The sequence below is a fragment of the Paludisphaera mucosa genome (genome assembly GCF_029589435.1).
GTDB classification, from domain to species: domain Bacteria; phylum Planctomycetota; class Planctomycetia; order Isosphaerales; family Isosphaeraceae; genus Paludisphaera; species Paludisphaera mucosa.
In genome coordinates this window covers 2,102,664-2,114,976 of the sequence record NZ_JARRAG010000002.1, presented here as the reverse complement: position 1 = coordinate 2,114,976, position 12,313 = coordinate 2,102,664, and the positions used below count along the sequence as shown (strand labels likewise).

At 67.7% G+C, this 12,313-nt stretch carries 8 protein-coding genes; 5 read left to right on the top strand and 3 right to left on the bottom strand.

The genetic code is table 11. The annotated features are described in order from the left end of the window. Positions 1-380: 380 nt before the first annotated feature. The gene (locus tag PZE19_RS17825) at positions 381-1,406 is read right to left on the bottom strand and encodes a DUF1214 domain-containing protein (protein WP_277861981.1); all 1,026 of its coding nucleotides are present in this window, start codon (positions 1,404-1,406) and stop codon (positions 381-383) included. Positions 1,407-1,683: 277 nt separating this feature from the next. Between PZE19_RS17825 and PZE19_RS17820 the strand changes: the two genes are divergently transcribed. Then, complete coding sequence (locus tag PZE19_RS17820) at positions 1,684-2,523, top strand: hypothetical protein (RefSeq protein ID WP_277861980.1); 840 nt, start codon at positions 1,684-1,686, stop codon at positions 2,521-2,523. A 776-nt stretch (positions 2,524-3,299) separates the two neighbouring features. Here the strand turns inward: PZE19_RS17820 and PZE19_RS17815 are convergent. Next, on the bottom strand, positions 3,300-4,589 hold the full coding sequence (locus tag PZE19_RS17815) for an erythromycin esterase family protein (RefSeq protein WP_277861979.1): 1,290 nt from the start codon (positions 4,587-4,589) through the stop codon (positions 3,300-3,302). Between the two features lie 465 nt (positions 4,590-5,054). Further along, entirely contained in the window at positions 5,055-6,008 is a 954-nt protein-coding gene (locus PZE19_RS17810) for an aldo/keto reductase (RefSeq protein WP_277861978.1), read from the bottom strand. 209 nt (positions 6,009-6,217) lie between these two features. On the opposite strand from PZE19_RS17810, the gene PZE19_RS17805 reads away from it, so the two are divergent. From PZE19_RS17805 to PZE19_RS17790, 4 genes are all read left to right on the top strand, one after another. Next, positions 6,218-6,874 (top strand): HAD family hydrolase, encoded by a 657-nt coding sequence (locus PZE19_RS17805; RefSeq protein WP_277861977.1) that lies wholly within the window; start codon positions 6,218-6,220, stop codon positions 6,872-6,874. Between the two features lie 13 nt (positions 6,875-6,887). After that, positions 6,888-7,598, top strand: coding sequence for a CAAX prenyl protease-related protein (locus PZE19_RS17800; protein WP_277861976.1), 711 nt, complete (start codon positions 6,888-6,890; stop codon positions 7,596-7,598). A 27-nt stretch (positions 7,599-7,625) separates the two neighbouring features. Further along, positions 7,626-8,837 (top strand): rhomboid family intramembrane serine protease, encoded by a 1,212-nt coding sequence (locus PZE19_RS17795; protein ID WP_277861975.1) that lies wholly within the window; start codon positions 7,626-7,628, stop codon positions 8,835-8,837. Positions 8,838-9,119: 282 nt separating this feature from the next. Then, on the top strand, positions 9,120-12,146 hold the full coding sequence (locus PZE19_RS17790) for a zinc-dependent metalloprotease (protein WP_277861974.1): 3,027 nt from the start codon (positions 9,120-9,122) through the stop codon (positions 12,144-12,146). The last annotated feature ends 167 nt before the right edge of the window (positions 12,147-12,313 follow it).

Below are 12,313 nucleotides of genomic sequence, written 5' to 3'. Positions count from 1 at the left end.
ACCATGTTGAGAAGCTCCAGGGTGACGACCTCACGCAACTCGCCTCGATTGAACGCAGCGAGAAGGGCCTTTTCCGACCTGTATTTTTCCCAGAACCGCTCCCATGCCTTCGGGTGTTTTGGCGAAGGCATGCGGATCTTCCAGTGAACGGACTCGCACCCGGCGTGGCACGTGGGACAGTGAAGCGAGGGTACGTCCTGCGGCCGTCGATAGGATTTGCGACAAGAGATGCATACCCAGGTCCGTTGACTCATATTTCGGCCTCGCAGCCTGCGGGCCGGCGAAGCCTCGGCAGGAATGGTGTGTTCACCCAAATCCCGTAATTTGGGAACCGCCCATTGGTTTCATGCGGGGCGGTGGGCGGCGCCCGCCTCACGAGGCTACCTCACCGGTTCCGCTTCGGGGAGCTTCCAGGCGCCGTCGAGGATCTCCTTTCGAGGGCGGTACATCCTGAGCAGATAGTTCCATCCGGGAGTGATGGGCAGGTAGTTCGGGGCCGTCCTGTCACCCCCGAAATGGATCGTCACCGAGCCGTCCGCGTTCGGCCTGGCGGTGACGTCGTTCACGGTGTAGGCGTTCTCCGGGTTCTTCTCGAAATAGCCGCCCTCGTCGTACACGCTCACCGACCAGAACCCGTCCACCGGCACGTCCTTCACGGTCATTCGGTATGCCGTCTTGCCGTCGTTCTCCCTGGGGGAAGCCCCCGCATAGAGCGCGGCGTAACGCGGGTTCCCGCCCCAGCCGGCGGCCGTGCCCAGGAGGTGCTGGACCGGGTCGACCTCGCCCTTCCGACCGAACATCTTCGTCGATTCCAGTCCGCCGTTGGCGGTCACCACCGCGAGCAGGGCCTCGCGGATCTGCTTCAGCGACGCCTGGTCCCATTCGGTCACCTCGAACTTGCCCGACGACTCCTGCTCGACCTTGATGCCGTCTTGCAGGGCGTGGACTTGTCTCACATCCGCCTGGTCGTTCGGGTTCACGAATGTACGGATGGCCAGGGCGACGTACCGCGTGCCCGCTTGGTCGCTCGTGAGCGTGTGCGTCCCGGGTGCGTAGAAGACATCCGTGGCGTAGTGGTCCTCGTTGATGACCTGCATCGCCATGTACCGCTTTCCCGCGTCCGGGAGCGTGATGGTGACCGGCGCGGCGTCGAGGTCGAAGACGCCGAACGAGTAGAGGGTGTCGCGATTCAGGCGGATCACCGTCTGATGGTCGATCGCCGCGAGTTCCCGCTCGTGGTGGAACTTCCCGAATCCGCCATCCTTGACGAATCGCCCGAAATAGGAGTCGGACTCGGCGCGGCGGAAGTTGTCGACCGTGACCCGCACGGGCTCCTGCGCCTGGGACAGGACCGTGGACACGCAGCCGATCAGGCCGACGGCGGCGGCGGCTGAAAACGTTCGCATGACGTCGCTCCAAGGGGCGGATTGGAAACCTTCAACGCCCATGTTACCCCGGAAGCAGGTCTTCGTCAGTGAGCCGTAGTGGGTAGGCGGCGTCCACCGTACAAGGCACGAGGGCGAAGGGTATCGCGCCCGGAAGTCCCGACTCGCCAAGGCCGTCCCACGGTTGCCCCTTACAAACAATCATGTGTGCCGCATTATCGATTTTCGTGGACAAGGGAATGGGCCGCGAGTCAAATCGTCCTGGGGAGGGACTGACACCGAAATTGGAGCCCCCGCCATGGGCAAGATCTCGCAACTCGACATCGCGTTCGCCGGCTCATTCCAGGCTCGTCTGGCGGTGGGGATGGACTCCTCCGCTGCGTCGCCCACCGACCCGTACGGCGTTTACGGCCAGAAGTCGGGGGGCCTCCCCGCGACGCACGCGTTCCGCGAGCGTCCGTTCGACCGGATCATCCGTCTCTCCAACCCCGTGGACTTGCGGAACCTCCAGGTCAACCCGTGGTCCGACACCGTGGTCCGGAGCGTGAATCTGCTTGTGGACGGCAAGTACCAGTCGGCGGCGCCAGGGAGCACTCTCGTGGGGCAGACTGTATCCCTGGGCGATCGGGCCAGGTGGATCGAGGACGAGGGTTGGGAGCTTGAAGGAATGATCTTGAGTATGGGTCCCTTCCTGATCGGCAGGTCAACGGCCAACATGCCCGGCACGAATGTGAACACAATCCCGGCCCGGCAGGCGGAATACCAGAAGCAGAAGGCCGCACGCATCTCCGCCCCCGACGGGGCGATCGACCCGATCCGGCTGCGGGTGCTCACAGAGATGCTGATGACGAATTTGAAGTCCTGGTCCGAGAACTACACCAACATCGGTTCCTATGATTGTCGTCTCGATCCCGGGAGCCTCGTTTTCACGGCCAAGTTCGGGGGTGGCGCCACCATGGACACGCCGAAGAATTACCTCTGGGGCGCCAGCCTGGCCTTCTCGCACTGGGACGTCGACGCTCTGTGCGGCCGCCTGAACGGTGCGGTCGGTGCCCTGCACAAGAGCATGTCTCCAGCTGGTGCGGGCGTCATCATGGGCGGTATCCCGGCCCGCCGTCAGGGTGGACCCTGGTCCTGAAGTCCCGTAGGGTCGGCACCGCCCACCGGTGTCATTCTCCGGCGCTTTCATCGGCCCCGACGCCCAAGTTCAAGGCCGGCGTTCGGCCGTCGCAACAACAGCCCCAACGTGCAGGATACAGCCCGGCGCGGAACCATCGATCGAGGTTTGAAGAAGGCTGGAGGTGCGGACACGAAGTCAGGCCGTGTCGCACCGGGTCGTCATGGATGTAATCCACCAGGCCTTCAAACTCGTCCTCGCTTTCGACGTTGTGCTCCCAAAAATTGGCGCTGCAAGGCGTCGCTCTCGGGGTGCCGGCGCCGCGACCGGCTGACGTCGAAGCTCGCCACGTCACGCCCCGGGAGCGAGCGGGGAAAAGCACCTTCATCCGGCCGACGCGCCGTGAGCAGTCCGCTTCACCCCCGGGGCAGCGACCAGAGGAAATGCGCGTGGTCCGGGAGGACGACCGCCGCAGGGATGCGGAAGGGGGCCTCGCACATCACCTGCCCGAGCGCCCGCCGCAACCTCGCAACATTCTCCGGCCCGTCGAGGATCGGTGCGCGACGGTAGGTGACGAGCGTCAAGAAGACGATGCCCCCAGGGACGTACGCGCGACGGCGGTTGGGGCATGTGCGCCCCCCATTCAGCGGCCTTGACGAGGTGGGCGACGCCCACCCTGCAAGGCTTTGCGGCGTTCCATGCGGGTGGATCACAGCGGGCAGGTCGGTTTGTTTTTCATGGGGTGGGACCTTGTTTTGAGTCCGCCGACGGGCCTCGCAGGGAGCGTCGGCCCGGCATCATGGGCGGGACTTGACGGGCCGAGCGGGGGTCGACGGGTCGATCACCAACTGGGAGTCGAATGACGACCTCCGCCGGGCCGCTTCGCCCTCCCGAAGATCCAGCAGGAAAGGTCGTGGCACCGTCGACGGGCCATCCTCCTCTTGCATCCCAACGACGGCGAAGCGTTCGCCCAAAGATGCGCGAAGATGCCGCCCCATGGAGGCCGGCATCCGCTCGTAGGCATCCCATGGGCCGCCAGCGGTCGCCGCGGCCTGTGCGTGCACTTTATGGGTTACCACGAGGACCCGCCCCTCCGGCCCTTCCTGACCGAGCGCCCAGAGGACGTTCTCGGCCATCGCCGAATCCCGCGCGTCGACCATCCGCCAAGCGTCGCGCGGTACGGGCCCGTTGGGCGGGGCGGCTGGAGCCACGCGGAACATGCGATCCGCCTGCCTCGCCACGACGGCGGACCGGTGGGCCCACTCGTGGTCGGCCGCCGAGGCCGCGGCCAAATACGCGACGCGTTCGCGTTCCAGAAGCGCGACGAGATCGTCGATCGTCGCCGTGAAGGCGTCGTGCTCCTGATCCGTCCAAGGGGCCAGGGGGTCGGCGAGGCGGCGTATCCACGGCTCGAAGGCGACCCCGAGCTTGTGACCTGATTCGACGTCCACGCGGCTCAGGTAGGCGAGGGCAGCCTCAATAGGCGTCGCGGTCGGCCGAGAGCCCCACGGGCCGGTGTAGCTCAGGTCGATCGCGTAGAACCGGACCGGGCGTTTCTTACCAGGTCGCGCGTTGTAGTCCCGCATCCACCGGACGAGCTGCAGGTTTTCTTCGAGCGGCTCGTGCCACCACGTGCGGAGGTCGGCGAGGATTTCCTGTTCGGCCCCCGGCCCGCCTGCGATGTACTCGGCCAATCGTCGAGATTCCGGGAACGCGGACTCCACCGCGATCGCGGTGAAGTCGAGATCCTCGACCAGGTGCTCGAACAGCCGGTTGCGGAAGGCTAGCGGCTCGTGGGCCCCGAGCGTCGACTCGCCGAGGGCTACGATGCGGGCGTCGCCGATGATCGAGCGGAGCGGGGCGAAGTCGGCACGATCGCCCCCGGGCTCGATGCTCCGCAGCGGTGCGGGCTGCACCGACGCCGGTCGACTCGGTTCGGCTTCCTGGAATCCCTCGGAAGCCCAGGCTGCACCCGTGGAAGCGGCCGCCAGCACGAACGCCGCGACGGCGGTGAGGAGCAGCAAACCGGCAGCCCGGCGACCCACGCTCGGACATGCAACGGCTTCGACGAACGCCCTGAGATCCATTTACCAGCTCCGTGAAACTTCGAGGACGCTCCACACGAAAGGAGGCTTCGTGCGGTGAGGTCGAAGATTATCGCTGCGAATCAACCTCGCAGTTTCCAGTCGAGAGTTTGCCTGACTTTCGCACCCGCTCAATCGCCCAGCCCCCCCTGCCTTCCAGCCGGTGTCCCACTCAATGTGGTTCTGCGGGGAGTCGTGATGGATCGAGCTGCCGTTATCAGGCGGCGAGTCCCGTAGGGCGGGCACCGCCCACCGGCGTCATCCTCAGGCCATCTCATCGGACCCGACGCCCATGATCAAGGCCGGCGTTCGGAAGCCGTCCGCGACGATCGTCGGGCGACATGCTCCTTCCATTCAGCGGCCTCGAAGTGGCGGACGGCGCCCACCCTATGAGGGTGCAAGGCTTCCTCGAAGACCCGTGGGGTGGGCATCGCCCACCGGGAAGATTCGAAGCGTTGGGTCTCGGCTTCAGGCGCTGGCCTGGTCCAGCTTCTCGTTCGCGGCGGCGTCGAGCCGGATGTGGACGGATTGCACCAGGTCGTCGAGTTGCTCGACGCTCGTCGCGCTGGCGATGGGGGCGGTGACGCCGGGGCGGGCGATCAGCCAGGCGAGGGCGACGCTCGCCGGCTTGACGCTCAGGCCGGCGGCCACCTCGTCGAGGGCCCGCACGACGCGGAAGCCGCGGTCGTTGAGGTACTTCTTGACGTTCCCGCTCCGTGCGGCGCTCTTGGACAGGTCCGCCTCGCCGCGGTACTTGCCGGTCAGGAAGCCGCTGGCGAGCGAGTAGTACGGGATGACGCCGATGTCCTCTTTCCGGCAGAGCGGGCCCAGCTCGGCCTCGAAGCCCGAGCGCTCGACGAGGTTGTAATGGGGCTGGAGGCACTGGTAGCGCGGCAGGCCGTCGCGGGCGCTCAGCTCGAGCGACTCGGCCAGGCGGGCGGCGGTGAAGTTCGACGCGCCGATGATGCGGACCTTGCCCTGCTTGATGAGCTGGTCGTAAGCCCCGAGCGTCTCCTCCTGGGGGGTCTCGGGATCCTCGTCCTTGTGCGTCTGGTAGAGGTCGATCCGGTCGGTCTGGAGCCGCCGCAGCGAGTCCTCCACGGCGCGGAGGATGTAGGCCCGGCGGAGCCCCTTCTTGCCGTCGCCCATGTCCATGCCGACCTTCGTCGCCAGCACGACCTGGTCGCGGCGGCCGTTCTGCTGGAACCACTTGCCCAGGATCGTCTCGGACTCGCCCCCCTGGTTGCCGGGGGCCCAGCGCGAGTAGACGTCGGCCGTGTCGATGAAGTTCAGGCCGGCCGCGACGAAGGCGTCGAGGATCCGGAACGAGGCCGCCTCGTCGATCGTCCACCCGAACACGTTGCCGCCCAGCGCCAGGGGGGCGACCTCCAGCTCCGATCCGCCGATCTTCCGCGTTTCCATCGCCGACTCCTCGATCAACCGGGATGCGACTTCGGGCCGCCAGCCGGGTCGGCGGGCCTCGCGTCATTCTAGCAGGGCCGCAAACCCGTTCGACGGCGTGGCCGTGCGACGTCGTGGATGCGGACCGACCCGGGACTCGTTAAACTAATCAAAAACCAAGGGCCCGGACGGATGGGTCGGGAACCGAGAGCCGAGGAACGCGCAGGACGATGCCACCCACGATCGACGCCGTCGCCTTCGACCTGGACGGCCTGATGTTCGACACCGAGGCCCTGTTCTTCCGGGTCGCGTGCGAGACCCTGGAGGCCCGGGGCGGCCGGTTCACGGCCGAGATCATGGCGGCGATGATCGGCCGACGGTCGGTCGAGGCCGGCCACGTGCTCCAGACGATGAGCGGGGTGGACGCGAAACCCGAGGAGCTGCTGGCCGACGTCCGCGAGCGGTTCCTGGCCGTCGTCGACACCGACGTCGCCCCCACGGCGGGCCTCTTGACGCTGCTGGACCGCCTGCGGGACCTCGGCGTGCCGGCGGCGGTCGCGACGTCCTCGCGGCGGGCTTACGCCGAGCGGCTGCTGAACGGGCACGGGCTGCGCGACCGGTTCGCGTTTCTGCTGGGGTCGGAGGACGTCAAGCGGGGCAAGCCGGAGCCGGAAATCTACCTCAAGGCGGCCGAAGGACTGGGCGTGGCCCCCGAATGCCTGATGGTGCTGGAGGACAGCCCGGCCGGCGTCGCCGCGGCGCGCGCCGCCGGCGCGTTCGTGGTGGCCGTCCCCCACGAGCACAGCGTCGCCGAGGGCCTCGGCCTGGCCGACCTGATCGTCCCCCGGCTCGACGCCCCCGCGCTGCTGGCGCGGCTGGGCGGCTGAAAGGAGCAAGCCGATGTCCACGTCCGCCGAGCCCCGCCCCCAGACGTTCGACGCCCTGCCGACCGTCACGCGGAGCTTCATGCCCTACATCGCCCCGATGTTCGCCTACGTGGCGCTCGGCAGCCTGGAAAGCTACCTGCCGAGCCCCGGCTGGTACCCGGCGGCCTACGCGGCGAAGGCGGCGATCGTGGCGGCGATCATGTGGTACTACCGCTCGACCTGGAACGACCTCCGCCCCGCCCCCGGGGTGCTCGACGTCCTCCTGGCGGTCGCGACGGGGCTCGTGGTCATCGCGCTCTGGATCGGTCTCGACGGCCGCTACCCCGACCTGCCGTTCATGGGAGGCGCGCGCAAGGCCTTCGATCCCGACGTCCTGGGCCCCGCCGGCAAGGCGGCGTTCATCGCGGTGCGGCTGCTGGGACTGGTGCTGCTCGTGCCGGTGTTCGAAGAGCTGTTCTGGCGTTCCTTCCTGATCCGCTGGCTGATCGACCAGGACTTCTGGAAGGTCCCCATCGGCCGGGTGACCTGGATCTCGGCCCTGGTCTGCTCGGCCTTCTTCGCCCTGGCGCATCCCGAGTGGCTGCCGGCCCTGCTGACCGGCCTGTTGTGGGCGGGGCTGCTCGCCTATACGAAGTCGGTCTCGGCGTGCGTGATCAGCCACGTCGTCGCCAACCTGGCGCTGGGGATCTACGTGATCGCGACGAAGGCGTGGAAGTTCTGGTGATTTGAGGATCGCCCGCGGAGGGGCTCCATGATCATCCCCTGGGGGACCGACGCCCCGATCTACCACCGGCCGTACGCCACGATCGCGGTGATGATCGCCTGCGTCCTGGTGTTCGCGGCGGACCCCTACCACCGGCACACGGAATGGATGCTCGCCCTGGGCGACGGGATCCACCCGGTCCAGTGGGTGACGAACATCTTCATGCACGCCGACATCATGCACCTGCTCGGCAACCTGCTCTTCCTCTGGGCGTTCGGGATCATCGTCGAGGGGAAGCTGGGGGCGATCGGCTTCCTGGCGGTCTACCTGGCGATGGGCGTCTTCCAGAGCGGCTCGATCCAGCTGCTGGCCGACCCGGCGGGCAGCCAGCACATGCTGGGCGCGTCGGGCGCGATCTACGGCCTGATGGCCCTCTGCATGATCTGGGCGCCGCGCAACGACCTATATTGCGTGGTGATCCTCTCGGGCTTCATGCGGCTCCTGATCTTCCAGCCCGAGATCCCGATCCTCTGGTTCGCCGCCTTCTACATCGCCTGGGAGGTCCTGGTGGCGAGCCTGACGTCGGCGAGCGTCCAGGCGCTGGCGGTGTCGTCGGCCCTGGCCCACGCCTCGGGGGCGCTGGGGGGCGTGATCGTCGGGCTCGTCCTGCTCAAATTCGACCTCGTCGACTGCGAGGGCTGGGACCTGCTCTCGCGGATGAAGCACGGCCGGACCGGGACGATGAACAAGACGTCGAAGCGCACGCCGCACCGGTCGATGGTCGAGAAGGTCCAGAAGAAGGTCGCCAAGGCCAAGAAGGCGAAGGCCGCCGGCGAGGCCCCGGACCTCGTCGCCCTGCGGACGCTCCGCGGCCACCTCGACGCCGACGAGACCGAGGCCGCGATGGGGTTCTACCGCTCGACGCGACGACGGCTCAAGGGTTGGCGGCCCCCCGACCCCGAGCGAGTCGACCTGATCAAGGCCCTCGTCGCCGCCCAGGCCTGGGACGACGCCGTCGGCGTGATGCAGGCGTACCTCGACGAGTCGAATTTGCCCTCGCCCAAGATCCGCCTCAAGCTCGCCGAGGTCCTGATCCGCCGCCTCGACCGCCCGGTCGCCGGCCTGCGGACGCTCGAGCGCGTCGGCGAGACCGACCTGCCGTCGAACCTCGTCGACGGCCGCCGCAAGCTCGTGGCGCTGGCCGAGCAGATCCGCGATGAGGGCGTGCTGGAGCTGGACGCCGAGGTCCAACCGATCTGATCGGCAAAAACCCTGCGAACCACCTTTCGCTCCCGACCGTAAAACTCCTCGAAGACCGCGTCGTCACGCCTGAACACGGTTTCCCGACCTTGCAAAGTCCGAAGCTGTTCGGCACGATGAAGGGGTCGCACGTCCTGGGGAAGGCGGGGCGATTTTCCGGCCTCGACGCCCCCTCCCGACGGCGGTCCCCTTGCATCCCCACGCCGTCGTCGCTGCGCGGCCGAGCCCCCATCGATCGCACGACATCTCAGGATTCCTCATCAACGGTTCGAGGAGGGCTTCATGACTCGCATCGGTCGTTTCGCGGTCCTGGCGTCGCTGACGTTGGCGGGCCTACCCGCCGCGGAGGCTCGGGCGCAACAGGCCCCGCCGCCCGCCCCGACGCAGACGCCGCCCCAGCAGGACGGGGCCAAGATCGACATCGGCGAGGCCATGGCCGCCGCGCGAGGGCAGGGGTTCGGCGGCCCCCGGCCCGGCGGGTCGGGGAACTTCCGCGACTTCGCCGACGTGACGAAGGACGCCGAGAAGATCGACGGCCTGTTCACCCTGTACAAGACCGGCGATCACCTCTACGCCGAGATCCGCCCCGACCAGTTCAACCAGACCCTCCTCGTGCCCGTCACCATCGCGCGGGGCATGGCCAACGCCGGCATGCCGGCCGGCGACGACGACCTCGTCCTGATCTTCAAGCGGGTGGGCGACCGGATCCAGGTGGTCCGCCGCAACATCCATTACAAGGCCCCCGCGGGCACGCCGATCGACAAGGCCGTCAAGCAGAACTACACCGACTCGGTCATCATGGCCCTGCCGATCGTCGCGCTCAACATGATGCGCGGCGGCGCGCCGCTGATCGACCTGTCGGACGTCTTCATGACCGACTTCGCCCAGCTCGGCCTGGGCCCCATCGACCGCTCGCGCAGCTCGTGGCAGAAGGTGAAGGGGTTCCCCAACAATCTGGAACTCCAGCTCGAGACGACTTACGCCGGCGGCCGGGGCGGCATGGGCCGGGGCGACGGCGGCGTGGCCGACTCGCGCGGGCTGACGATCGTCGTCCACTACAGCATCATGAAGACCCCCGACGCCTCCTACCGCCCTCGCGCGGCCGACGACCGCGTCGGCTACTTCCTGGCCGCCGCCAAGGATTTCGGCGTCAACAGCCAGGACGGCAACTTCGTCCGCTACATCTACCGCTGGCGGCTGGAGAAGTCCGACCCCCGCGCCAAACTGTCCCCGCCCAAGAAGCAGATCGTCTGGTACGTCGAGGACAACGTCCCGCAGGAGTACCGGCCCTACGTCGAGGAGGGGATCCTCGAATGGAACAAGGCATTCGAGAAGATCGGCTTCAAGAACGCGATCGCCGTCCGCTGGCAGGAGGCCGGCCGCGACGAGTTCGACCCCGAGGACACGAACTACTGCACCTTCCGCTGGGTCGCCAGCGAGTCGGGCTCGGCCATGTCGTGCGTCCGGGCCAACCCCATGACGGGCGAGATCATCGACGGCGACGTCATCTTCGACGCCAGCTGGATCCGCCACTGGAAGCAGGAATACGCCCTGCTGCTGGGCAGCACCACGGCCGCCGGCGGCGATCCCCAGTACACCCCGCTGGCCCTCGGCGAGGTCGTCAGCCCGATCCTGGCCTCGAAGATGGGCTACGGCACGCCCCAGGCGTCGACGATGCCGGGCCTCGACCTGCTCCAGAAGCTCCCCGGCCAGATGGTCCCCGAGCTGATCCCCGCCGACCAGAGCCTGCTGCAGTGGCGGCTCGCCAAGAACCTGGCGCGCAACGCCCAGGGCTTCTGCCAGCGGCACCAGGGGTTCACGCAGGACCTCAGCCTGGCCGCGATCAGCCTCGCCCAGGCCCCCACGCCGCCGGCCGACGCCGCGAAGAAAGACGACGAGAAGAAGGACGGCGAGAAGAAGGACGGCGAGAAGAAGGACGCCCCCAAGCCCGAAGAGAAGAAGAAGCCCGAGATCAAGGACGAGCTGCCCGAGGAGTTCCTCAGCCAGGCCATCAAGGACGTCGTGATGCACGAGGTCGGCCACTCGCTGGGCCTCCGCCACAACTTCAAGTCGAGCACGATGCTCACCGCCGACCAGCTCAACGACACGGGGGTCACCCACGAGAAGGGCCTGGGCGGCAGCGTCATGGACTACAACCCGGTCAACATCGCACCCCGGGGCAAGAAGCAGGGCGACTACTACTCGACGACCATCGGCCCCTACGACTACTGGGCGATCGAGTACGGCTACAAGCAGGCCGACGGCGACGAGGCGGGCGAGCTGAAGAAGGTCGCCGCGCGGGCCGCCGAGAAGGAGCTGACCTACGCCACCGACGAGGACGTCGTCCTCAACGACGACCCCTACGTCAACCGCTGGGACCTGGGCTCCGACCCCTGCCAGTTCGCCAAGGATCGCATCGAGCTGGCCCGCGAGCTGCTCAAGGACCTGGACTCCCGCGTCGTCAAGGACGGCGAGCCCTGGGCCCGGATGCGACGGGCGTTCAGCGTCCTGCTCAACCAGTGGGGCAACGCCGCGACCCTGGCCTCGCAGTACGTCGCCGGCCAGTCCATCTCGCGTGACCACAAGGCCGACAAGGACGCCCACGACCCCATCGACCCGGTCCCCGGCGAGAAGCAGCGCGAGTGCCTGAAGTTCATCACCGAGCACGTGCTGACCGACAAGGACTTCACGTTTTCGCCGACCGTGATGCGCCGCCTCGGCAACGAGCGCTGGATGCACTGGGGCAACGAGGGCCTGTTCTCCGGCCCCAACGCCGACATCTCGGTCTATGAGCGGATCCTGGGCATCCAGCGGATCGTGCTGGGGCACTGCCTCAGCGGCGACACGCTCGCCCGGCTCCAGAACCAGGAACTGCAGGCCAACCCGGGCTCGTCCCCGCTCCGGATCGACGAGGTTTTCCGGGCCCTGACCGACGGCGTCTGGGCCGACCTCGACAAGCTGCCGACGAAGGACGAGAAGGATCCCAAGCCGGGCCTCTCGACCATCCGCCGCAACCTCCAGCGCGAGCACCTGCGGCGCCTCGGCACGCTCGTCATCGGCCAGGCCGGCGGCGGTGGGCTCGGCGACGGCGGCGGCTTCGTCGTCTTCGTCGGCCGCGGCGTCACTTCCGTCCCCGCCGACGCCCGCTCGCTGGCGCGCTTCCACCTCAAGGACGTCGCCGCCCGCATCACCAAGGAACTCGACGCCAAGGGCGCCCAGCTTGACGACACCACCCGCGCCCACCTCGAAGAGTCCAAGGAGAAGATCGCCAAGATCCTCGAGGCCCGCATCGACAGCCGCGACCTCTGATCAAAGCGTCCATGCGAGCCTTCCCTGGCGGGGGAAGGTGGCCCGAAGGGCCGGATGAGGGGGAGACGGGCCACGAGCCGTCGCTCTCTCCTCCGGCCCTTGTGCTTTGATCCTTCTCCCGCCGGGAGAAGGTGCCGCGCAGCGGCGGATGAGGGTCGTCGGGATCC

Coding starts and splice junctions, on each gene's coding strand:
- PZE19_RS17820 (WP_277861980.1), top strand. CDS start 1,684: ATGGGCAAGATCTCGCAACTCGACATCGCGTTCGCCGGCTCATTCCAG.
- PZE19_RS17825 (WP_277861981.1), bottom strand. CDS start 1,406: ATGCGAACGTTTTCAGCCGCCGCCGCCGTCGGCCTGATCGGCTGCGTG.
- PZE19_RS17815 (WP_277861979.1), bottom strand. CDS start 4,589: ATGGATCTCAGGGCGTTCGTCGAAGCCGTTGCATGTCCGAGCGTGGGT.
- PZE19_RS17805 (WP_277861977.1), top strand. CDS start 6,218: ATGCCACCCACGATCGACGCCGTCGCCTTCGACCTGGACGGCCTGATG.
- PZE19_RS17800 (WP_277861976.1), top strand. CDS start 6,888: ATGTCCACGTCCGCCGAGCCCCGCCCCCAGACGTTCGACGCCCTGCCG.
- PZE19_RS17810 (WP_277861978.1), bottom strand. CDS start 6,008: ATGGAAACGCGGAAGATCGGCGGATCGGAGCTGGAGGTCGCCCCCCTG.
- PZE19_RS17790 (WP_277861974.1), top strand. CDS start 9,120: ATGACTCGCATCGGTCGTTTCGCGGTCCTGGCGTCGCTGACGTTGGCG.
- PZE19_RS17795 (WP_277861975.1), top strand. CDS start 7,626: ATGATCATCCCCTGGGGGACCGACGCCCCGATCTACCACCGGCCGTAC.